The organism is Pseudoclavibacter sp. RFBJ3 (genome assembly GCF_002931375.1).
Taxonomy (GTDB): domain Bacteria; phylum Actinomycetota; class Actinomycetes; order Actinomycetales; family Microbacteriaceae; genus Pseudoclavibacter.
The window spans coordinates 1-21,650 of the sequence record NZ_PSXZ01000027.1; the positions used below are offsets into that span (position 1 = coordinate 1).

The 21,650-nt window shown below is 70.8% G+C and carries 22 protein-coding genes and 1 tRNA gene; 13 read left to right on the forward strand and 10 right to left on the reverse strand.

Translation table 11 applies throughout. The features are described from left to right. Positions 1–406: 406 nt before the first annotated feature. Positions 407–1,084: an SRPBCC domain-containing protein gene (locus C5E07_RS18080; protein ID WP_104244486.1), complete on the reverse strand. Its 678-nt coding sequence runs from the start codon at positions 1,082–1,084 to the stop codon at positions 407–409. Between the two features lie 199 nt (positions 1,085–1,283). Continuing rightward, the gene (locus C5E07_RS18085; RefSeq protein WP_258064043.1) at positions 1,284–2,573 is read right to left on the reverse strand and encodes an MFS transporter; all 1,290 of its coding nucleotides are present in this window, start codon (positions 2,571–2,573) and stop codon (positions 1,284–1,286) included. A gap of 166 nt (positions 2,574–2,739) precedes the next feature. Here C5E07_RS18085 and C5E07_RS18090 point away from each other — a divergent pair. After that, a tRNA-Arg gene (locus C5E07_RS18090) sits at positions 2,740–2,812 on the forward strand. A gap of 103 nt (positions 2,813–2,915) precedes the next feature. On the opposite strand, the gene C5E07_RS18095 is transcribed toward C5E07_RS18090, so the two are convergent. After that, positions 2,916–3,203 carry a hypothetical protein gene (locus tag C5E07_RS18095; RefSeq protein WP_104301347.1) on the reverse strand — a complete coding sequence of 96 codons (288 nt, stop codon included), beginning with the start codon at positions 3,201–3,203 and terminating at the stop codon, positions 2,916–2,918. A 174-nt stretch (positions 3,204–3,377) separates the two neighbouring features. Between C5E07_RS18095 and C5E07_RS18100 the strand changes: the two genes are divergently transcribed. Next, positions 3,378–3,692, forward strand: a complete 315-nt coding sequence (locus tag C5E07_RS18100; protein WP_104244492.1) for a heavy metal-binding domain-containing protein — start codon at positions 3,378–3,380, stop codon at positions 3,690–3,692. Positions 3,693–3,749: 57 nt separating this feature from the next. Here the strand turns inward: C5E07_RS18100 and C5E07_RS18105 are convergent, their stop codons facing one another. Together C5E07_RS18105 and C5E07_RS18110 are read right to left on the reverse strand one after the other, a co-directional pair. Further along, positions 3,750–5,063 (reverse strand): FAD/NAD(P)-binding oxidoreductase, encoded by a 1,314-nt coding sequence (locus C5E07_RS18105; RefSeq protein WP_104301349.1) that lies wholly within the window; start codon positions 5,061–5,063, stop codon positions 3,750–3,752. A 163-nt stretch (positions 5,064–5,226) separates the two neighbouring features. Then, positions 5,227–5,817 carry a TetR/AcrR family transcriptional regulator gene (locus C5E07_RS18110; RefSeq protein WP_104301351.1) on the reverse strand — a complete coding sequence of 197 codons (591 nt, stop codon included), beginning with the start codon at positions 5,815–5,817 and terminating at the stop codon, positions 5,227–5,229. A 114-nt stretch (positions 5,818–5,931) separates the two neighbouring features. Between C5E07_RS18110 and C5E07_RS18115 the strand changes: the two genes are divergently transcribed. Beyond that, the gene (locus C5E07_RS18115; RefSeq protein WP_104301353.1) at positions 5,932–6,741 is read left to right on the forward strand and encodes an SDR family NAD(P)-dependent oxidoreductase; all 810 of its coding nucleotides are present in this window, start codon (positions 5,932–5,934) and stop codon (positions 6,739–6,741) included. Continuing rightward, positions 6,738–7,787 carry a 2,3-butanediol dehydrogenase gene (locus tag C5E07_RS18120; RefSeq protein WP_104301355.1) on the forward strand — a complete coding sequence of 350 codons (1,050 nt, stop codon included), beginning with the start codon at positions 6,738–6,740 and terminating at the stop codon, positions 7,785–7,787. Before C5E07_RS18115 ends, C5E07_RS18120 begins: the two co-directional genes overlap by 4 nt. Before the next feature lie 74 nt (positions 7,788–7,861). On the opposite strand, the gene C5E07_RS18125 is transcribed toward C5E07_RS18120, so the two are convergent. The 3 genes from C5E07_RS18125 to C5E07_RS18135 form a co-directional block, all read right to left on the reverse strand. Beyond that, complete coding sequence (locus C5E07_RS18125) at positions 7,862–8,089, reverse strand: DUF1272 domain-containing protein (protein ID WP_104301357.1); 228 nt, start codon at positions 8,087–8,089, stop codon at positions 7,862–7,864. Further along, positions 8,089–8,709, reverse strand: coding sequence for a DJ-1/PfpI family protein (locus C5E07_RS18130; RefSeq protein ID WP_104301359.1), 621 nt, complete (start codon positions 8,707–8,709; stop codon positions 8,089–8,091). Before C5E07_RS18130 ends, C5E07_RS18125 begins: the two co-directional genes overlap by 1 nt. A gap of 184 nt (positions 8,710–8,893) precedes the next feature. Beyond that, entirely contained in the window at positions 8,894–9,292 is a 399-nt protein-coding gene (locus C5E07_RS18135; RefSeq protein WP_104244506.1) for a hypothetical protein, read from the reverse strand. Between the two features lie 284 nt (positions 9,293–9,576). Between C5E07_RS18135 and C5E07_RS18140 the strand changes: the two genes are divergently transcribed. Beyond that, entirely contained in the window at positions 9,577–10,041 is a 465-nt protein-coding gene (locus C5E07_RS18140; RefSeq protein ID WP_104244548.1) for a DUF6892 domain-containing protein, read from the forward strand. Between the two features lie 161 nt (positions 10,042–10,202). Here the strand turns inward: C5E07_RS18140 and C5E07_RS18145 are convergent, their stop codons facing one another. Then, positions 10,203–11,183, reverse strand: coding sequence for an NAD(P)H-quinone oxidoreductase (locus C5E07_RS18145; protein WP_104301362.1), 981 nt, complete (start codon positions 11,181–11,183; stop codon positions 10,203–10,205). Between the two features lie 39 nt (positions 11,184–11,222). Between C5E07_RS18145 and C5E07_RS18150 the strand changes: the two genes are divergently transcribed. From C5E07_RS18150 to C5E07_RS18190, 8 genes are all read left to right on the forward strand, one after another. After that, complete coding sequence (locus C5E07_RS18150) at positions 11,223–12,086, forward strand: MurR/RpiR family transcriptional regulator (protein ID WP_104301364.1); 864 nt, start codon at positions 11,223–11,225, stop codon at positions 12,084–12,086. 1,356 nt (positions 12,087–13,442) lie between these two features. Further along, positions 13,443–14,126, forward strand: coding sequence for a tyrosine-protein phosphatase (locus C5E07_RS18160; RefSeq protein ID WP_181058170.1), 684 nt, complete (start codon positions 13,443–13,445; stop codon positions 14,124–14,126). Continuing rightward, positions 14,123–15,070: a metallophosphoesterase gene (locus tag C5E07_RS18165; RefSeq protein WP_258064044.1), complete on the forward strand. Its 948-nt coding sequence runs from the start codon at positions 14,123–14,125 to the stop codon at positions 15,068–15,070. The genes C5E07_RS18160 and C5E07_RS18165 overlap by 4 nt, the downstream gene beginning before the upstream one ends. A gap of 6 nt (positions 15,071–15,076) precedes the next feature. Beyond that, positions 15,077–16,120, forward strand: coding sequence for an ABC transporter substrate-binding protein (locus tag C5E07_RS18170; protein ID WP_104301368.1), 1,044 nt, complete (start codon positions 15,077–15,079; stop codon positions 16,118–16,120). Positions 16,121–16,139: 19 nt separating this feature from the next. Continuing rightward, entirely contained in the window at positions 16,140–17,831 is a 1,692-nt protein-coding gene (locus C5E07_RS18175; RefSeq protein ID WP_104301370.1) for an iron ABC transporter permease, read from the forward strand. Between the two features lie 146 nt (positions 17,832–17,977). Beyond that, a complete protein-coding gene (locus C5E07_RS18180) occupies positions 17,978–19,171 on the forward strand; it encodes an ABC transporter ATP-binding protein (protein ID WP_104301372.1) in 1,194 nt (397 codons plus the stop codon). Continuing rightward, positions 19,168–19,704 carry a histidine phosphatase family protein gene (locus tag C5E07_RS18185; RefSeq protein ID WP_181058172.1) on the forward strand — a complete coding sequence of 179 codons (537 nt, stop codon included), beginning with the start codon at positions 19,168–19,170 and terminating at the stop codon, positions 19,702–19,704. The genes C5E07_RS18180 and C5E07_RS18185 overlap by 4 nt, the downstream gene beginning before the upstream one ends. A gap of 73 nt (positions 19,705–19,777) precedes the next feature. Further along, on the forward strand, positions 19,778–20,911 hold the full coding sequence (locus tag C5E07_RS18190; protein WP_258064045.1) for an alpha/beta fold hydrolase: 1,134 nt from the start codon (positions 19,778–19,780) through the stop codon (positions 20,909–20,911). Between the two features lie 78 nt (positions 20,912–20,989). Here the strand turns inward: C5E07_RS18190 and C5E07_RS18195 are convergent, their stop codons facing one another. Continuing rightward, entirely contained in the window at positions 20,990–21,622 is a 633-nt protein-coding gene (locus tag C5E07_RS18195) for a TetR/AcrR family transcriptional regulator (RefSeq protein ID WP_104301400.1), read from the reverse strand. Positions 21,623–21,650: the final 28 nt, after the last annotated feature.

The window sequence follows — 21,650 nt, forward strand, 5'->3', positions numbered from 1 at the left end:
ACGACCACAAGTCAGCCCTGGGCGCCGGAGGGGCAGCGAGGGCCAGCGCGAGCGCGAGGGCGAGGGGGCTGGAGGCAGGGCGGCGGCTGAGGCGTCGAGTCGGTCGCGGGTCGAGAGGCGCGAGTCGAGAGGCGGGAGTTGAGAGCCGCGGGTCGAGAGGCGCGAGTCGGTCGCGAGTCGAGAGGCGCGGGTCGAGACGCGCGAGTCGGGAGGTCGGATTCGGGGTTCGCGAGCTGGGGATCGGGATCGGGATCGGGATTCCGGATTCGGGGTTCGCGAGCCGGGCTTCGGGATCGCGGGTCGGGGCTCGGGAGACTGCAACGGTATGGCCGTGGACGCAGGCGGTCGGGCCGTCGAAGCTCTGGCGTCAGCCGCGCCGAAGCTCAGGCGTCTGCTGCGCGGAAGATCAGGCGTCTGCCGCGTCGAGGCCGTCGAGGTAGGCGTCGGTGGTGCGTTTCTGCGCGGCGCGAGCGTCTGCCTCGTCCGAGCCGGCAGCGATGGAGGCATCCGCCCACGATTCGGCGCTCAGCATGAGGAAGCTCCGCGCGTCGTCGCCCCGCACCCACGAGGTTGTCTCGAGGGGAACGGTCGCGCCAGCCTCGAGGTGGTGGGCGAGGCTCGCGAAGCTCAGGTCCCAGCCGACTCCGGTCGCGCCGACGCCGAACTTGGGCCACGTCTCCTCGTCGGTCGGGGAGTGGTGTTCGAGGGTGAGCGTGGCGTGGGCCTCGTCGACCTTCGTGAAGTGGGCCTCGATGTGCGTGTGCTCGCCGTCGTACTCCCAGGTCAGCGTGAACGAGTCCGGGGCGTGGCAGCCGGTGATGTGCCCGTGCGCGTTGTCCTGGATCTGGTAGGTGCCGCCCTGGCGCAGGCTGCCGTCGACGGGCGCGAACCACTGGGCGAGGCGGGCGATCTCGGTGGCCGCCGACCACAGCGAGCTGCGCTTCGCGGCGAACGTCTGCGTGAGGGTGATTACGAAGCCGTCGTGGCCGTCGAGTTCCTGCATCCGCACCGAACGGGTGACGGCGGCCAGCTGGGTGGCGCTGTCGAAGGTCGATGTGCTGGTAGAGGTGGGCGCCTTCGTCATGTGCCCTCCTTCTGTGTCGGTGCTGGGTTGGGATGCGGTGCTGGGGCAGCGTGCCGGTGCCGCGTGCGTGGGGCGGCGTGTGCGCGCGTTCCTAGCGTCGCACTTCGGCGTTCACCTTGGCAGGCCCCGCGCGGGGTTGCCTGTGACGATTACGTGAAGTTGCGGTTGCGGACGTGCGACGACGCTCCGCGTTGGCGGGTCAGGGGACGCGAACCGCCTGGGTGGCGGCGGTCTCACCCTTCCAGGGGAGCAGGAAGAGGGCGAGGAGCCCGGCGATGATGGTGAGGCCACCGACCATCCAGATGACGCCCGGCCAGTCGAAGTGCTGGAAGAAGACGCCGCCGAGGAACCCGAAGAGGCTTGAACCGCCGTAGTAGCCGAGGTTGTAGAGCGCGGTTGCCTGGGCGCGGCCGCGGGTCGGGTAGGCGCCTGCCCAGCCGACGGCGACGGAGTGCGCGCCGAAGAAGGCGGCCGTGAAGATCGCGAGGCCGGTGATGACGAGCCACAGCTGCGGTGCGAGGGTGAGCGCGAGGCCGCCGAGGGAGACGGCCGTGGATGCGAGGAGCACGACCTTGCGTCCGTGACGGCCGGCGAGGCGCGCGATGAAGGGCGAGGAGAACGAGCCGGCGAGGTAGGTGACGAAGACGAGCGACACGAGCCAGACGGGGAGGAAGTAGGGCGATTGCGTGAGGTGGAAGCCGAGGAAGTTGTAGACGGCGACGAATCCGCCCATGAGGAAGAAGCCCTGCGCGAAGAGGCCGAGCATCCTGGTGCTGGAGAGGTGTGCGGCGATGGCCTTCCATGCTCGCCCGATGCTCGCGCCGAGGGTTCCGCCCGCGTGCTTGGCGAGCGGGGCGAACCCGCGCGGCTTGGGGATGAGCCAGATGAAGAGCACCGCCATGGCGACGGAGATGAGGGACACGGTGAGGAGGCCCAGCCGCCAGTCGAGGAGCTCGGCGACGGGGGTCGGCACGATGCGGCCACCGAGGCCACCGAGAGTGTTGCCGGCGACGAAGGTGCCGGCTGCTCCTGCAGCGGCCGTGGGGTGCAGCTCCTCGTTGAGGTAGGCGATGGCGCAGGCGGGGACGCCGCCGAGCGCGAGCCCCTCGAGGAGGCGCAGCGCGAGGGCCAGTTCGAAGCTCGGCATGAGGATCATGAGCAGACCGAGCACGGTGGCGCTCGAGATGGAGATCGTGATGGCCCGGACGCGCCCCATCCGGTCGGCTGCTATCGACCAGGGCAGGACGGAGATGGCGACGCCGAGGGTGCCCATCGACACCATGAGCGCCGCCGTCGCGGGGTCGATCGCGAAGGTCGTCGAGATCTCGGGCAGCAGCGCCTGTGGGGCGTAGAGCTGCGCGAACGTCGCGAACCCCGCGCAGAGCATCGCGAGTTGAATGCGTCGGTAGTCGCGGGACCCGCCGAGGTGTCCGAGCCAGGGGTTGCCGGTGGATGGGTGCTTCGGGGTGCTGGCGCGGTCAGGGGTCACTCGTTCGAGGGTACTCCGGGGGTTTCGTCCGAGCATTGTGCGTCTGCATGGGTGCGCGCGGATCGTTCGTGGTCTTGCCCGAAATGACGGGCGACCCGCCGGGTTTGCGGTGCGCCAGGGTCGTGTGTAAGCTATCCCCTGGTCAATCGCGCAAGCGAAAGACTGGGCGCCCGTAGCTCAACGGATAGAGCATCTGACTACGGATCAGAAGGTTAGGGGTTCGAATCCCTTCGGGCGCACGGTACCAGAGCTTCCAAGCTCGAGTACGAAGCTCTGTGTTGAGACAGATGCAGGAAAGGCTCGCGAAAGCGGGCCTTTTTTGTTTGCCGTCGTGGGGCCGTCTCAGTCGCTCGAGGACGGAGAGCGTCGTGCGGCGCGGTTGGCTGACGCGTCCGCGCGTGCGATGCGCACGAGGGCGATCAGGCCAAGGACAAGCAGCACGAGCGCGCTCGCGGGCGCCAGCATGAGGCCGGTGTAGCCGAGGCCCACGAGGAACTCGGCAGTGCCCGGGCCGGCCGTGTCCGGGTGGGCAGCCGCGAGGGCGCCGGCAGGACCGAAGGCGGCGGCAGTCGCGAGGGCGGCGAGGCTGAGCCCCAGCACGACGGTGACGATGGCGAGCGCACGCTTCATGCTCTCGAGCCTCCCACACGAGACTCCCAAGCGAGCCTCCCAAGCGAGCCGCCGAGCGCCGCCGAGCCTCCCAAGCGAGCCTCCCAAGCGAGCCTCCCAAGCGAGCCTTCCGCTCGAGCCGGAGGAGGTGTCCGAGTACTTCCCGTGGTGCCCCGGATTCGGTAGCGTTCCCTCATGATCATCGTGACGACCAATGACGTTCCCGGCACATCCATCTCGAGCGTCATCGGCGAGGTCTCGGGCCTCACTGTGCGCTCGCGGAACATCGGTGCGCAGTTCGCGGCCGGTTTCAAGTCGCTCGGCGGCGGTGAGCTGAAGGGCCTCACGACGCAGCTCGAGCAGGCCCGGGCGGAAGCCGTCGCTCGCCTCAAGGCGGCAGCGGAGGCGGCCGGAGCGAACGCCGTCGTCGCGATGCGCTACGACTCGAACGAGATCGATCAGAACTACCAGGAGATCGTCGCCTACGGCACGGCCGTCGTCATCGCCTGAGCCTGAGCCTGAGCCTGAGTGAAACCCGGCCAGCACCTCGCGCGAATCGCCTGCCCGCTACGCGCGGCCCTTGAGGATGAGGTTCCAGTAGACCCACGGCAGCACGCGTCGGTCGAAGACCCAGGTGAGCCGACGCTCGCGCGCGAGTCCCTTCCAGAAGGGGATACTCGGGCGCTGCTGCCCGTCGGCGTCGAACTCCGCGAAGACCACGCTCGAGCGTGAGACCGTGAACGGGGCGACGGTGTAGCCGTCGTACTCGCTCCGCGCGCCGTTTCCGCCGAGCACGCCGACGAGGTTCTCGGCGAGGGCCTTCGTCTGCTTCCGCAGTGCCCCGCCGGAGCGCTGGCTTCCCGAGACGGCGGCGTCGCCGAGCGACCACACGTTCGGGTGGCGCCGGTGCTGCAGGGTGCGCCCGTCCACGTCGACGAATCCACCCTCGCTGTCGGTCAGGGGCACCGCCGCGGCGAGACCCGCCTCGGCGATCCAGGCGGGAGCCCGTTGCGGGGGTTCCACGACGAGGGCGTCGTAGTGGATGCGCTCGGGCTCGCCTTCGACGCCGGCCGTGGTGCCGAGAGTCGCCCTGCCGATGACCGCGGTGCTGCTGTCGGCGATCACCTCGTTGAGCCGCGATTCGCGGCGCACCTCGATGCCGTATTCGGCGACCTTGCGCTCGAGTTCCGCGTCGATCTCCGGCACACCGAGCGGCGTCGCGTCCGGCAGCACCAGCACGACCCGAATGCGGTCGAGCACGCCCCGTGCGCGCCAGTAGTCGCACGCCAGGTACATGGGCTTCTGGATGGCGCCGGCGAACGAGGCAGGCTCGGGGGCCTGCACGAACACGGCGGTGCCGTCCCGCAGGTCGCGGAGAAGGTGCGAGGTCTTGTCGGCGAGCCCGATCTCATAGCTGGATGCGACGCGCGGCGACTGCAGGGCTGCGCGCAGGCCGGGGATCGCATCCCAGTCCTGCACGATGCCCGGGCAGACGATGAGGTGCTCGTAGCCGACTCGTCGGCCGGATTCGAGGACCAGCGATGAGGTCTCGGGGTCGACGGAGGCGACGGCGTCGCGGAGGAGCGTCACTCCCGTCGGCATGACGTCGGCCTGCGGTCGAGTCGCCTGGCTCGCCTTCGCGGTGCCGCCGGCGACGTGCGAGAGCATGGGCTGGTAGACGTGGTTGACGCGCGGCTCGATGACGGTGATGTCGGGGATGCCGGCTCGCTGCAGTCGGCCCGCGACGGAGAGGCCCGCGTTTCCGCCGCCGATGACGAGCACGCGGTACGTGGTGAGCGTGGGCTGCTGTGTCGGCTGTTTCGCTGCCTGCTGCGCAGACTGCTTCGTTGGCTGGGCGTCGCCGTTCGAGGTGGTGGTCATCAGAGCGACGCTAGCCGCCGGACGGCGTCGCGGACCCGTGACCGGGGCATGGTCACGCAACTCCCAGCCTGCTGCCACGCTCAGGAAACAGCATCGTCAAAACATGCGGGTCGCTGCCGGGCGCCGGGCGCCGGCCGCCGGCCCACCCCAGCCCACTCCAGGCCTACGCCCGGCCGAGCCACCAATCGGGGGAGGCAGCGATGATCGTGCGGGCTGCCGCATCCACGTCGTCGACCTCCCCGGACCGGAGCCACTCCTCGATGGCGCTGACGGTGCCTCCGCCGGCGTAGGCGATGAGGAGGCGCGCGTGGCGTTCGCGGTCGATGCCGGGCTGGGCTGTCGGCGCGATCTCGGGGTGGCGGTCGAGGTGCGTGCGGAGGCCGGTCTCGATGCGGTCGACGAGGGTGTCGCGGACGGCCCCGGTGAGTCGCGGCGACATGGCGTTGCGGTAGATCTTCGCGTGGCGAGCAACGTGCCGCAGGAGCTCGCGCTCCGGTTCGTCGAAGACGCTGAGCTCGCTGCCGCTGCTGGCCGGCAGTGATTCGAGGGGTGCCATGAGGGTGTCGATCTCCTCGCCAAGGAACGCCGCGAGGAGGTGCTCTGGCGTCGCCGCGTGCCGGTAGAAGGTGTCGCGGGTGATGCTGGCGACTCTGGCGACTTGCGCCACGGTGACATCGGCGATGGGCTGCGCGGCCGCGAGCTCGTAGATCGCCGCGCGGAGGGCGGCGCGTGTTCGTGCCTGACGCGGATCCATCCGCCCACCCTATGGGCTGAAGGGTGGGTCCACAGCAAACTATCTGACAGGTGCCTGATAACCGGCGTACGCTGGAAACGCACGCCAACGACGGCGGGCAGAACGGAGTGAGCAATGTCGCAAGCAGCAGACAGGACGGCAACCGGCGCGGGCCGATTCGCCGGCAAGGTCGCGATCGTCACGGGAGGCGTCTCGGGCATCGGGGTGAAGATCACGGAGCGCCTCGTCGCCGAAGGCGCCAGCGTCGTCGTCGCCGACATCAACGCCGAGCTCGTCGCCGCAGCAGGCGAGACCTTCGGCGGCGATGTCATCGGCCGCCGCACCGACGTGACCGACGAGGACGACTTCGCAGGTCTGATCGCCGAGACGGTCGAGAAGTTCGGCACGCTGGACGCGCTCTTCAACGTCGCGGGAGGCTCCCGCTCGGGCACGCTCACCGACATCTCGTTCGCCGACTGGGACTTCACGGTCCGCCTCAACCTCTACAGCGCCTTCAACGGCACCCGCCTCGCGGCCCGCCAGTTCCTCGCCGAGGGCAAGCCTGGGGCGATCGTCAACGTCGCCTCCCTCAACTCGCTCGTGCCGATGCACTTCGGTGTCGGGTACACGGCTTCCAAGGCCGCGGCCGTCATGCTCACGAAGCAGGCGGCGCTCGAGCTCGGCGAGCACGGCATCCGCGTGAACGCCGTCTCGCCCGGCCTCGTCGCGACCCCGCTCACGAAGGGCCTCACCGACATTCCCGGCGTGCAGGAGGCGTACGACGAGCGCATCCCCTTCCGCCGCGCGGCGCAGCCGGAGGAGATCGCGTCGGCCGCGCTGTTCCTCGCGAGCGATGACGCCTCCTACATCTCCGGCGACAACCTGGTCGTCGACGGTGCCTGGTCGACGACCGGCTACCCCGACCTGCGGAAGTTCCTCGCATGAAGGCCGCGGTGTTCCACGGCAAGGAGGACGTGCGCGTCGAGGAGGTCGCCGACCCCACGCCGGGTCCGGGCCAGGTGAAGCTGCGCAACGCGTACGCCGGCATCTGCGGCTCCGATCTGCACGTCTACTACGCGCCGGAGAGCTCGGGCCTCGACTTCGAGCATCCGCACCCCGTCACGGGTTCGCTGCCGCCGCAGATCCTGGGCCACGAGTTCTCCGGAACCGTCGTCGAGCTCGGCGACGGCGTCGACTCGGTGCAGCTCGGCGACCGCGTCGCGGTGTGGCCGATCTACGCGTGCGGCGAGTGCGCGGCCTGCCGTCGCGGCAAGCCGAACGTGTGCACGAAGATCGGCTTCCACGGCCTCTCCTCCCACGGTGGGGGCATGGCCGAGTTCACGACGGTGGATGCGAGCAAGCTGCACGTGCTGCCCGAGAACGTCGACCTGCGCCTCGGGGCGCTCGTCGAGCCGATGGCGGTCGCATGGCACGCGGTCGAGCAGAGCGGCGTGCAGGCTGGGCAGACGGCGCTCATCTCGGGTGCCGGCCCGATCGGCATCGGCGTGTGGTTCGCGTTGCGCGCCAAGGGCGTCGAGACGGTCATCGTGTCCGAGCCGAGCGAGGGTCGCCGGTCTGCGATCGCCGGGGTCGGAGCGGCGAACCTCGTCGACCCGACGACGGAGGACCTCTCGGCTCGGGTTGCTGAGATCACTGGCGGGGATGGCGTGGATGTCGCCTTCGACGCTGCCGGAGTCGGGCCAGCTGTCGCGGCCTCGCTCGCGAACCTGACTCCCGGTGGGCGCGTCGTGGTCGTCGCCATCCACGAGCGGCCCATGGATTTCCTGCCGACGCAGCTCGTCATGGGCGAGACGGCGATCGTGGGCACCCTCGCCTACCTGCAGAGCGACTTCGACGCGGTCATCGCCGCGATGGCGGCTGGCGGATACACGGCTGACGGCTGGGTCGACGACGTCGCCGTCGACGACGTGGTCGGGGCGATCGAGAGCCTCCGCGCGGGCAAGGGCATGAAGGTGCTCGTGCGGGCTTAGCGTTCGTGCGGGCCTGATCTTCGTGCGGGCCTGATCTTCGTGTGGGCCTGGCCGGAGCGCCGGGAGCCGCGTCGCTACCCGCCGTGCACCCGAACGGTGCTCGGCGGGTTCGCGGCGAGCTTCGAGGCCGGGCGCACGGGGCGACGCTCGAGGTTGCCGCCGCAGTTCGGGCACGCCCGACCCTCGAACGTGGCCGCGCAGTCGCCGCACCACGTGCACTCGAAGGTGCAGATGTAGGCCTCAGCGTGCGGGGGCAGGTCGACGTCGCAGCGTTCGCAGTTCGGGCGCAGCTCGAGGGCCATCAGGCGAGTCCGTTTTTCTCGGCGAACGGGTCCCAGCTCGCGTCCGTGTGCACGTCGAGTTCGGCGGCGTCGCTGACCCTCGCCGCGACGTCAGCGCCGTGGATCGAGGCGATGATGGCGGCGGTCATGTCCATCCCCGCGGCCACCCCGGAGGAAGTCCACCGGTTTCCGTCCTCGACCCAACGCGCCTGCGGGATCCACTCGACCGAGGTGCCGTGCGACGCCGCCCAGGCGAACGCCCGCTTGTTGGAGGTGGCCCGGAACCCGTCGAGCAGACCGGCCGCCGCGAGCAGCGCGGAACCCGTGCAGACGGACGTCACGAGGCGCGCATCCGCCGCCCACTCAGCGAGCCAGCCGAGGAACCCGGCGTCGACGGCGAGGGCGCGCGTGCCCTGCCCACCGGGGACGAGCACGATGTCGGGCCGCGTGGCGTCGGCGAAGCCGCTGGTCGCGATGACCTCGGGTCCCTGCGAGCTGCGCACCGGCCCAGCGTGCGGTGCGATCAGCTCGACGTCGAAGAGCGACGGGTCGAGCCGGAACAGCTCCACCGGGCCGAACACGTCGAGGAGCTCGAACCCCTCGAACAGGACGACGGAGATGCGACGCTTCGCTTCAGGCATGTCCGCATTCTCGCAGGAGGACGATCGTTCTGCGCTGGATTGCGGCGTTCGGCGATAGTTGCCCTGTGACGAGCCGCCTGCGAGGGAAATGTCCGAGTCGGGATATCTCCGAGACGGGGCCGCCGAGCGTGGACTCCTCCGAGCAGGTTCGTCTCTGAGCAGGGTCGTCTAGGAGCAGGTTCGTCTACGAGAAGAGCGGTGACGCTGGGCTTTCGCTGACACTCGCGACGAAGCTGGTGAGCAGCTCGCGGTCGCTCGCTGCGCTGCGATTCGCGTGGTCCGCCCCGAAGAGCAGATGCAGGGTGCGCACCTCGCGTCCCGTCTGCTCGTCGAACTTGATCTCGTCGACCGCTTCCCGCACGGACCAGCTCGTGGACCGCGCCGACATGTGGCCCGCGCGGCCGAACGTGTACGCGGCCGCGAGGTTCGCGAAGAACAGCCAGTCGTCGCCGGCCACCTTCACCGCGTACCCGCGCTCACGCGTCCACGTGTCGCCGGACCTCGGCCTCGGCAGAGAGTCGGCCTCCACGATGTGGTCGTAGTCGGCTTCGGATGTGCGGCTTCCGCCTGCAACTCGGCACATGGGACCCCCCCGGAATCGATGTCGATGCCGTGGACTCTATGCTCCTCGCGAGCCTTCCGGAACGTGCTGCCGGGTCTCTCCCGCATAGCCTGCGCAACAACGCGAAAGCGGCCAGGCCCGGTGCCCGCGTGCCTCCCCCTCCACGCCCCGCTCGGCGAGTCGCCTCACGCCCCGCTCGCCGAGTCGAGAAGTGAGTTGTGGTCGTCAAGCGATGGCCTGAGCGACCACAAGTCGGCCCTGGGCATCTCGGCGGACGCTCAAGTGCTTCCGCCAGCATTGCCCGCATGAGCGATTCCACCAAGACCCAGCCCGCCGGCGACCTGCCCAGCGAGGCGATCGACTTCGCCGACCTCAACTTCAAGCTCGCCGTCATCCAGGAGCTGATGTACGAGCAGGAGCTGCTGACCCCGCAGTTCGTGCTCGCGGATTTTCTCGAAGAGCACGTCGACCGCGAGATCGACCTCTCGCAGGAGATCACCGAGCCGATCCCCGAGGTGCTCGAGTACTTCCGCTCGCTGCCCGTGCCCAGCGAATACGCGCCGAGCGTCGAGGAGCTCTTCCAGGATGGCGGGAATGACATCTATCTGGAGATCGCCCCGCAGTGGGGCGGCGACGACTCCACCTTCGATATCGCCGACTTCACCGACACGCGCCACTTCCCGAACCTCACGTCGATGACCCTGCTCGGGGTCGACGACGAGGTCATCGAGGGGCTCCGTCGGAAAGGCATCGACGCGCAGCTGCTCTGAGGGGCAGGCGGTGCGCGCCGGTGGATGAGCCCAGGCCTGCGCGCACCGGTGGATGAGCGTCGGTCGGCGGGTGTCCGCCAGCGCGCGTCTGCCGCTTTGCATCGGTCGGTGAGGGCCGCCCGGTGCGCACGGGCGGATCAGCCTCGAGTCCTGCCCGCCGGTCAGCGCACGGCGAGGAGGATCTTGCCGATGTGCTCGCCGGACTCCATGCGCTGGTGTGCTCGATGCGTGAAGTCGAGGGTCTCGACGGTGTCGAGGAGGGGGCGCACCTTGCCGGCCTCGACGAGCGGCCACACGTGCTCGCGCACCTGCGCGATGATCGCACGCCGCTCTTCCAGGGGGCGGGCGCGCAGGGTCGTGCCCCAGATGCGGCCGCGCTTCTGCATGAGGCGGCCGACGTTGATGGTCGCTTCGTTGCCGCCCTGCGCCGCGATGACCATGATCCGGCCGCCGGTGGCGAGCGCGTTGACGTCTCGGGCGAGGTAGTCGCCGCCGATCATGTCGAGCACGACGTCGACGCCGCGGCCTCCCGTGGCTTGCGCGATGACGTCGACGAAGTCCTCGTCGCGGTAGTTGATGCCTCGGGTCGCGCCGAGCTGCTCCGTCATGGCGACCTTCTCTGGCGTGCCGGCGGTGGCGTAGACGGTCACTCCGAGGGCGGTCGCGAGCTGGATGGCGATCGTGCCGACCCCGCTCGTGCCGCCGTGCACGAGGAGCGTCTCGCCAGCTTCGAGGCCAGCGCTCATGAAGAGGTTCGACCAGACGGTCGCGACGGCTTCCGGGAGGCCGGCGGCTTCGACGAGGTCGACTCGCCGCGGCTTGGGGAGCACGAGGCCCTCGTCGACCGCGACCCGGTCGGCGTAGCCGCCGCCGGGGAGGAGCGCGACGACGTAGTCTCCGACCTTCCAGGCGGTCACGGATGCTCCGATCTCGACGACGGTTCCACTCACCTCGAGACCTGGCCAGGCCGGGGCACCATCGGGGGAGGGGTACCTGCCTTCGCGCTGCGCGACGTCGGCGCGATTCACGCCGGCAGCTGCCACGTCGATGATGACCTCGAACGGCCCGGGGGTCGGCTCGTCGACGTCGGAGAGGACGAGGGCGCCTGGCCCGCCGGGGGTAGGAACCGTGATTGCACGCATGCTGGTCAGTGTTTCACGCGGACGTGTACCCTCCGTCTCATGTCAGGGCCAGTGCACGATCCAGAGCGGCTGCGGGGCGTGACCCGCCCGGAGCTGAGCGTGCTCGCCCGCGTGCGCGCCGCATCCGCCGCCCTCGGCCCGAGTGAGCGCAAGGTCGCGCACATGGTGCTCGCCAGGCCGGATGAGATCGTGGAGTGGTCGACGGCGGAGCTCGCGGACGCCGCGGGCACGTCGACGGCCACGGTCATCCGCGCCTGCCAGAGCCTCGGGTTCCGCGGCTTCCAGCATCTCCGCCTCGACCTCGCGCGATCGGCGCCGCTCGCCCCGCGGGAGCAGGGGACCGTGCGAGAGGCGAGCACGTTCGACGATGCAGTCGACGCGGTCCGGCTCGCGCAGGAGAGCGTCGACCCTGAGCGCATCGTCGCGGCTGTCGCGGCGCTCCGGGGCGCCCGCCGCGTCGTGCTCGTCGGCAGCGGCTTCTCGGGGCCCCCGCTGCAGGACTTCGCGATGCGCCTGAGCACGCTCGGTCACTCCGTCGAGGCTCCTGTGGATGCGCTCGCGCAGCAGTTCGCGGTGCGCTCGCTCTCGAGCGGCGACGTGTGCCTCGCCCTCAGCTACTCCGGTGCGAACGTGCAGTCGCTGCGGGCAGCCGAGGCTGCGAGTGCGCAGGGCGCCACCGTGGTGCTGGTCACGAGCTACGCGCGCTCGCCGCTCGGACGGGTCGCCGACGTGGTCGTGACGACCGGACCCGCGGGCACCGCCCACGACATCGATCCGTTCCTCGCGCGGCTCGGCCACACGATCGTGCTCCACGCGTTCCACTCTGCGCTGTCGGAGCTCATCGGCGGCGACGAGGTCGTCGGCATGCGGCACGTCGTGGCCGACGCGCTCTCGGAAGACTGACCTCCGAGGACTGACGTGCGAGTCCTGGCCTGCGACAACTGGCCTCCGAGGACGGATCTGCGAAGGCTGATCTCCGACGACTGGTCTGCGAGGACTTGCCTGCGGGGCTGGCCTGCGAGGTGCGCTCGCACCCGCAATCCCGGCGCATGCCAGCCCTCTCGCGTCGCCGTCTCCTGCGCCGCGCCCTCTCGCGTCGAGCCCTCTCGCGTCGCGGTCTCCCACGCCGCGTCGTGCCGGCTAGGGGCCCAAAGGGGTGGAGCGGATGTGTGGAGTCGCTTCGTGCGGGGTTTTCACAACCGTGATGGGTTCTGCGGAGGCGCGTGCGGGGTTTCAGTGACTGGTGATGGGTAAAAACCCATCACGGATGCGAAAAGCCCGCACGGCCCGGGCGGCGGGGACGGGGACGTAGGCGGGGACGGGCGCGTAGAGCGGGACGGGACGGGGCTCAGGCCGCGCCGCGCCGGGTCGCGCTGGCTGGGTCATGGCGGCTGGGTCCCGAGGGGTGGAGTGGATGCGTGGAGTCAAGCTGTGGAGTCGATGCGTGGAGTCGCTTCGTGCGGGGTTTTCGCCACCGTGATGGGTTCTGCGGAGGCGCGTGCGGGGTTTCGGTGACTGGTGATGGGTAAAAACCCATCACGGATGCGAAAAGCCCGCACGGCCCGGGTGGCGGGGACGGGGACGTAGGCGGGGACGGGCGCGTAGAGCGGGACGGGACGGGGCTCAGGCCGCGCCGCGCCGGGTCGCGCCGGCTGGGTCATGGCGGCCGGGTCCCGAGGGGTGGAGTGGATGCGTGGAGTCAAGGCGTGCGGGGTTTTCGCAACCGTGATGGGTTCTGCGGATGCGCGTGCGGGGTTTTGGTGACTGGTGATGGGTAAAAACCCATCACGGTTGCGAAAAGCCCGCACATCCCATTGGTTGTGGACGTGGACGTGGACGTGGACGTGGACGTAGACGCAGACGGAAGCGGGGACGCGGACACGGACCTAGGCGGGGAGCAGCCCACGCCGCGCCGCCTGAAGCTGTGGAACCACGCCACGCCACGCCACGCCACGCCGCATCGCGCCGCGCCGCGCCGACCCGCGCCGCGCCGCGCCGCGCAACCTGACCGTTCTCCCACGCTTCCGCAGTCCAGCACCTGCGCGCGCGGCGATCTGGCTGGTCGTCCTCCGCCCCTCAGTCCCTTGCGCGCACTCGTCTCCCGGAGTTCATCCGCGCACTCGTCTCCCGGAGTTCATCCGCGCGCTCGACGCTCGTCACCGCGCGTTCACTCTCGCTCGTCACACTCCCGATGTAACAACGTTCCAGGCCCTGCGGAATCAATGTAACGGGCCGGATTTCACGCAACGGGAGGTGCTCGTGAGGGCAATCGAGATCGACGGGCTGTTCAACGCCCGCGCAGCCAGCACGACGTCACCCTGGATCGTGCGCGCCGGATCACCGGATGCGCTCGCCGCCGACGGCGAGGCCGCGCTGCGTGCCCTGGGCGTCTCGCTCATCCTCGACCTCCGCGAGCGCGCCGAGTCCGGCGAGCGCGAGCACGGCGTCCCGGTGCGACAAGTGCCGCTGTACGGCAGTGAGCCGCCCGTCGCGGGACGCCTCGAGGACATCTACGAGACGCTCCTCCGGGGGCGGGGAGGTGCGCTCGCCGAGGCCGTCGCGGTGCTCGCCAACGCGGAACGCGGTGTGCTCGTCCACTGCACTGCCGGCAAGGACCGCACCGGGCTCGTCGTCGCCCTGGCCCAGCTCGTGGGCGGTGCGAGCGAGGCCGACGTGGTGGCCGACTACGTGCTCTCCGGTGTCGAGGTTCGCTCCGTGCGCGAGCCGTACGCGCTCGCCGTCGCCGCCGCCTATCCCGCAGCCCAGCGGGACGAGATCCTCCGCCTGCACCTCGACAGCCCGCCGGAAGCCCTCGAGCATGCGCTCACCATCATCCGCGAGCTCGGTGGCGCCGAAGCGTACCTGCGCCGCCACGGGCTCACCGACGAGCAGGTGCTCGCCCTGCGCAGCAAGGCCGCCCAGGCAGCCTCGGTTCGGTCGTGAGCGCTGACGTGCACGCGAGCACTGCGGCGAACGTGAACACCGACGTGAACGCAGGCACCGCGACGAACGCAGGCGCAGGTGCCGAGGCGACCGGCGCAGCACCGAACCGCACCACGGTGCTCCACCTGAGCGACGTCCACGCCACGGTCGGCGCACCCCTCTACGGGGCGGTCGACGGCATTCGACGGATGCACGCGGCCAGCGACTACGCGAGAGCGGCAGGCGTCACCCCGGAGGTCATCGTGATCAGCGGGGACCTCATCGAACGCCGCAACGAGGGCGCCTACCCGGCGCTTCGCGAGGCGCTCCTCGAGCTCGAAGCGGCGTGGGGCGTGCCTGTGCTCACGGTGCTCGGCAACCACGACGACCGGGACGCGGCGCGCATCCTGCCCGGGCATGCCCTGCCCGACGACACCCTGCCCGACGGCACCCTGCCCACAACTGCCATGCCGCGGGCCGTGCACGTCGGCGCGTGGCGCTTCGTGCTGCTCGACTCGTCTCCCGGGCGCCTGGGCTCGGAGCAGCTCGCGTGGCTCGACGCGGAGCTCGCGCAGCCGTTCGGCTCCGGCTCGATCGTCGTCATGCACCACCCGCCGCTTGGGTCCCCGCTGCCGATGCTCGCCCGCGCCGGGCTCGGCGACGCAGCAGACTTCCTCGACATCGTCGAGGGCACCGACGTCCGGATGATCCTGTCCGGTCACTTCCACCATCCGCTCGCCGCCACGATGCGGGGCGTGCACGTCTCCGTCGGGCCTGCGCTCGCCTACCACCAGGTGATGGACGCAGAACCCGGCACGGTCAGCGGCTTCGACCGCTCGATGTTCTCGCTCGTGCACCTCACGCCGGACGGCGTCAGCGCCTCCAGCGTCGCCGTCGAGCATCCCTCCCCGCTCTTCACCCTCAGCCCTTCCCCCCGCAGACCCGCTCTCCCCTCGAACAGTTAGGTCATCATGAACTCCCTCCGCACCCCAGCCGCGCTCGCGGCCTTCGGCCTCGCCGGCGTCCTCCTCGCCGGCTGCGCGAGCTCCCCGAGCACCGCGGCGAGCGGCGACGCCAGCCCCTCGGCGGCATCCGCGCTCGAAGCCGCCACCATCACCCTCTACACGTCCGAGCCCCAGGAGAAGGCGGATGCGCTCGTCGCGGCGTTCACCGAGATCCACCCGGAGGTCACGGTGGAGGTGTTCCGTGCCGGCACGGGCGACCTCACGACGCGTGTCGCGACCGAGCAGGCCTCGGGTGGCGTGCAGGCGGACGTGTTCCTCGCCGCCGACGCGGGCACCTTCGAGGACTACGCCGCCGACGAGCTGCTGCTGCAGTACTCGCCGACCGACGTCGAGTCGCTCAACCAGGACGTCGTCGACCCCGAGGGCTACTACACGGGCACGCGCATCATCCCGACCGTCATCGCCTACAACACGGGCCTCGTCACCGAGCCGCCGACGTCGTGGGCTGAGCTCACCGACGCCGAGTACGCGAACAAGCTCGTCATGCCGAACCCCGACGTGTCGGGCGCGGCCGCGTACAACGCCGCCGTGTGGCTCGACGCGCCGGCGCTCGGCGAGCAGTGGCTGACGGACCTCGCCGCGAACGAGCCCGTGATCGCCGACAGCAACGGCCCCGTCTCCCAGGCCATCGCGACGGGCGCGCAGCCCGTCGGGATCGTCGTGGACTACCTGGCCCGCGAGCTCGCCGCCCAGGGCTCGCCCATCGCCGTCTCCTACCCGACGGAGGGCGTGCCGTACGTGTCGCAGCCCGTCGGCATTTTCGCGAACACCGAGGAGGAGGCCGCCTCGAAGGCGTTCGTCGACTTCCTCGTGAGCGCGGAGGGCCAGGAGCTCGCCGTCAGCCAGTCGTACCTGCCGGTGCGCGCCGACGTCGGTACCCCGGAGGGTGCCCCGGCGATGGATGAGATCACGATCCTCTCCCCGGAGCTCGAGACCATCCGCGCCAGCCAGGACGCCGCGGTCGAGAAGTTCCGCACGCTGTTCCTGTAGCGAGCACGCTGTCCCTCTCATGAGCACACTCGCAACAACACCCGGGAGCGGTGCCGCTGTCAGCAGCGGCACCGCCTCCGCGGCGCCCCGCTGCTCGGGCCGGGCCACGCTCGACGGGGTGCACGGGCTGTCGCTGGCGCTCTGGGTCGCCGTCGCCGCGGTTGTCCTCGTGCCCATCGGCGCGATCCTCGTGCTCGCGGCCGGCGGGTCCCAGCTGCACGTCCTCTGGCAGGCCGACGTCGTCGAGGCCGCGACGAACAGCCTCGTCTCGGCGGGCGCATCCGCGCTCGGTGCCGTCGCGGTCGGCACGGCGCTCGCGGTGCTGCTCGATCGCACCGACCTCGCCGGCCGTCGCGGCCTGCGTCTCCTCGCGCTCACGCCGCTGCTCGTGCCGCCGTTCGTGGGCGCGATCGCGTGGCTCGGCATCGCGGGCCCGACGAGCCCCGTGAACCTGTGGTGGACGCAGGCGTTCGGCGGCCCGCTCTGGTCGATCTACGGCGCTGACGGAGTCATCCTGCTCCTCACGGTGCACAGCTACCCGATCGCGATGCTCATCGTCTCGGCTGCCCTGCGCCGGGTGCCGTCCGACCTCGAGCAGGCGGCGCGCATCGCCGGGGCCAGCCCGGCACGCAGCGTCTTCACGATCACGGTGCCGCTCCTGCGGCCCGCACTGCTGTCGTCGTTCGTGCTCATCGCCGTCGGCAACCTCGCCGACTTCGGGATCCCCTCCATCATCGGCCTCCCCGAGCAGTACACGACCCTCGCGACGCTCGTCTACCGCTACCTGCAGTCGGGCACCGTGGATGAGCCGCTCGCGGTCGTCGCGACCATCGGGGTCGTCCTGCTGGTGCTCGCCCTCGCGGCGCTTGTCGTCGACTTCGTCATCGGCAGGAGTCGCTGGGAGCTCGACTCGTCGTCGTCGGCGCCGCAGCTCCTGCCGCTCGGGCGGGGGCGCGTCCCCACTTCCGTGGTGACGTGGGTGCTTGTGCTCACCGTCACGGTGCTGCCGCTGCTCGCCCTGCTGCAGCAGTCGCTGCTCCGAGCGCCCGGCCTCGCCTTCACTCCGGAGAACCTGACGCTCGACAACGTCGTGAAGGCCGTGACCTCGGCCAACGCGGTCAAGGGGGCCACGAACTCGGTGATGCTGGCGGTGCTCGCGGGCCTCATCTGCGGGCTCCTCGGCCTCGGCATCGCGGTGCTCGCCACTCGAACGCGGATGCGCGGCAGCGGCCCGCTTCGGGCGCTCGCCATGCTGCCGCAGGCGGTTCCCGGCATCGTCATCGCCGTCGCGTGGCTTGTCCTCGCACCGCACCTCGGCCTCTTCAACACGCCGTGGCTCATCCTGTGCGCCTACATCACGTCGTTCACGGCGCTGGTCGTGCAGGCCGTGGCGGCGCCGCTCGCGAGCACCCCGGCGAGTGCCGAGGAGGCCGCGAGGATCGGCGGAGCCGGGCGGATGCGCGCCCTCTTCGACGTCTCGAGCCGCATGGCGGCGCCCGCCGCGATCTCCGGGGCAGTGCTCGTCGCCGTGACCGCGGTGCGCGAGCTGACGCTCTCCGTGCTGCTCCTCTCACCGGGGTCGCAGACCCTCGGCGTCGCGATCTTCAACCTGCAGCAGGCGGGGGCATTCAACACGGCGGCTGCGTTGTCGCTCATCGTGGCGCTCCTCGGTGTCGCCGTCATCGGCGTCGCCACGCGGGCGCCGAAGTAGCACCGCTCGGTCTCGCTGACTCCTGCCTCGATCGCGCCTGACTCGCTGGCCACTGCCTCGCTCATCCCTCGCTCCAGTCCCGTGCCGGCTGCGCTCCCAGCGCCAGTCGCTCTCCCGTCCCGTTCGATCTCCCAGAAGGGCACCCCGTGGCATCCGTCACCCTCGACTCAGTCTCCGTCCGCTTCCCGAGCGGCACCGTCGGCCTCGAAGACATCGACCTCGCGCTGCGTGACGGCGAGTTCCTTGCGCTCGTCGGGCCTTCGGGGTCAGGCAAGACGACGCTCCTGCGCACGATCGCAGGGTTCCAGGCACCCACCACGGGGCAGGTGAGCATCGGCGATCGGGTGGTTGCGGGGCCCGGGGCGACGGTGCCGCCGGAGGCTCGCGAGCTCGGCATGGTGTTCCAGCAGCACGCGGTATGGCCGCACTGGAACGTCGGACGCAACGTCGACTATCCGCTGCGCCGCGCGCGGGTCGCGAAGGCGGAGCGCATCCGCCGTGTCGACGAGGTGCTCGACATGGTGGGCCTCTCGGGGTTTGCGAAGCGCAACCCGGCGACGCTCTCCGGCGGGCAACGCCAGCGTGTGGCGATCGCGCGCGCTCTCGTGGCGCGACCGCGGGTGCTGCTGCTCGACGAGGCGCTGTCCGCGCTGGACGAGCCGCTGCGGGACAGTCTCCGGCTCGAGCTGCACACCCTCACGCGTGAGCTCGGCCTGACGGTGGTGCACGTCACCCACGACCGCTCCGAGGCCCTCGCCCTCGCCGACCGGGTGGCTGTGCTCGACGGTGGGCGCATCCAGCAGCTCGGCACGCCGGAGGAGCTCGTCACGCGGCCCGCCTCGCCGTTCATCGCGAAGTTCCTCTCCGACGCGACGATCGTCGACGGCGCGATGGTCTCTGGTGCGGCCGGGTTCGCTGCGGATGCGCACCCGCTGCGCGTGGAACAGGCTCGGCTCGACTTCGGGGAGCGGGGCAGTGAGAGTGCGGTGCAGGCGGCGATCCTCCCGAGCGATGTCGAGGTAGAGGTGCAGGTCGAGGTCCAGGGGGCCGAGGCCAGCCGAGACGATGCTGCCCTCGCGACGGTCAGGTCGGCGCTCTTCACTACGGAGGGCAGCGACCTCGTGCTCGACTGGGCCGGCCTGCGGCTGCGTGCGCGGACGCGCGGAGTTCGCCCCAGGGTCGGCGACCTGGTCGTCGTGCGTATCGCGCGGGCCCGCGTCTACGGCGTAGCCCCGGAGCCTGCTGCCGCCGACCCCGGCGCCAGCACGGACGCTCGCTCGGATGCTCGAACTTCCGCCGCAGGCACGCTCGTCGGCACGTTCGCGCGGACCTCAGCGTGACGCTCGCCCTCGTGCGGCATGGCCGCACCGCCTGGAACCTGGAGCGTCGGCTGCAGGGGCGCAGCGATATCGCGCTCGACGCGCATGGCGAACTGCAGGCGCACGCCGCCGGTCGGCTCCTGGCGCGGGCGCGGTGGGGGAGCGTGATCACGTCTCCGCTGACGCGCGCGGCGCAGACGGCGGCGATCGTCGGCTCGCACCTCGGCGTTCCCGAACCCGCGGTCGAGCCCGGACTGCTCGAGCGCGACTTCGGTCGGGCTGAGGGGATGCGGGTGGCTGAGGCCGCCGAGCGCTGGCCGGGCGGGGACTACCCCGGTTCGGAGACGGCGGCACAGCTCGCGGAACGGGCGGGCGAGGCCCTCACCGCCCTGCTCGGGGCTCCCGGCACTGCGGTTGTCGTGAGCCACGGCGTCTTCCTCCGGGCAGGGATCGAAGCTGTCACCGGGGCGACGTGCCCGCGCATCCTGAACGGGCAGGTGGTGCTGCTCGAGCCGGCGGCCGGTCGGCCGACGGCGCGCTTCCTCGGGGAATAGCTCGAACCTCGGCGACCGCTCGCCCCCGCCGCCCTGACGATCGGGTCGCGGCGCCCTGGTTACAGTGGATTCCGTGGCCCACGACTCTGCAGCGACCTCCGCCCGCGATCACATGCGGAAGCGCGTCGATGTCCGGTACATCCGCCACGGCGAGGTCCGCGCGCGCGTCTCGACGATCGGCGCCGACGGCGACCGCGCCTTCGTGCTCATCGCGGGCATCGGCGTCGCGTCGAACTACTACGAGAACCTCGCTCCTGGCCTCGGCGAGTTCGGGCCAGTGCACGCCCTCGACCTGCCGGGGTTCGCGGGAGTCCCGTACCCGAAGCGGCCCATGAGCATCCAGCGGTACGCGGCCGTGGTCAGCACCGTCATCGACGAGCTCGGACTCGAGGACCCCGTGCTCGTCGGCCACTCGATGGGAACGCAGGTGGTGTCCGAGCTGGCCTCGCAGCGGCCCGAGCTGAGCACGGTCGTGCTCATCGGGCCCGTCACGAACCCGCGCGAGCGGTCGCTCCCCAAGCTCGCGTTCCGCTTCCTCGAGTCGTCCGCGCGCGAGCCGTTCCGTGTGGCGATGCTCGCCACGGGCGCGTACCTGCTGTGCGGGTTCCGCTGGTTCTCCGCTGTGCTGCCGCGGATGATGCGCTACCGGATCGAGGACGTCCTGCCGCGCATCCAGGCCCACACGCTGCTCATCCGGGGCGAGCACGACTCGCTCGTGCCGCGCCAGTGGCTGCGCGATATGGAAGGCCTCCTGCCTCACGCCTCCACGTGGGAGATCGAGGGTGCCGCGCACTCCGTCATGTACGACCACGCGAAGGGTGTCGCGGAGCTCTGCGTCGACCATGCCAGGGACCCCTTCGACACCCGCGGAGCCGATGGGGCGGGGCGAAGCGGGACGGCTGCGCCCGCCGGTGAGAGTGACGCCGGTTCCGTCGTCGACGCCGAGGACGCCGCAGCGGCGGCCGCCGGCGAACTCGTGCAGCTCGCCGACGAGGATGCCCGCAACCGTCGAGTGCACGTCACCCCGCGCCTCGTGCTGCAGGTGCTGCGCTCGCGGTGGAACGAGTTCTTCGCGAGCGCGGACAACCGCCCGCGGGACATCGCGGAAGCCAAGACCGAACACTTCCGGGCGCAGGTGGAAGCGTTCCGCGACGCTGAGGTGCGCGAGGTGCGCGACGAGCGCGAGACTGGCCAGCCGACGCGTTGACCCGCGTTCCGGCTCGGTGCCGGGCCTGGGGCTGGGGTCAGGCCTGGGGCTGGGTCTGGGCCGGGGGCTACGCCAGCGTCAGGCCCCGGTGCGCCCCGTTGGCTGGGCGGGTCCGAGCACGGCGTCCAGGAGTCGCTGGATGCTGGCCTCGCTCGACTCGGTCCTGCTCAGGGCTCGGAGCAGGAGCGCGCCGATGATGGCCTCGCCGATCTCCTCGAGGCGCGCATCCGGTGCCAGCTGGCCGTGCGCGATGGCGATCTGGAAGCGTTCCGTGAGGGATCGGCTGGCGCCGAGACTCTCGTGGAGTCGCCTGCCGATGTCCTCGTTCTCGACGGATGCGGCGATGAGCGAGCGCACGAGCAGCTCGCCCTGTGGTTGGCCGAGGAGCGCGAGGACTGCGCCGAGCCAGGCCGTGAGGTCGTCCCGAAGCTCGCCCGTGTTGGGCACGGTGAAGCGGTTGGGGAAGAGCTGCCCCTGCAGGAGGCAGTCGGAGACGAGGGCTCCCTTGGAGGGCCACCAGCGGTAGATGGTCTGCTTCGAGACGCCGGCCTCCGAGGCGACTCCCTCCATGGTGAGGCGCTCATAGCCGCGTTCGGCGAAGAGCTTCGACGTGGCTTCGAGGACCGCGACGCGGGCGGCCTCGCTGCGCACCGGGCCCTGCTTGTGGCCGGTGGTCGCGCGTTCCTCGACACCGGCGTCTTGCTTTGACATGACGGCCATCATATTCACAAACTGAGTA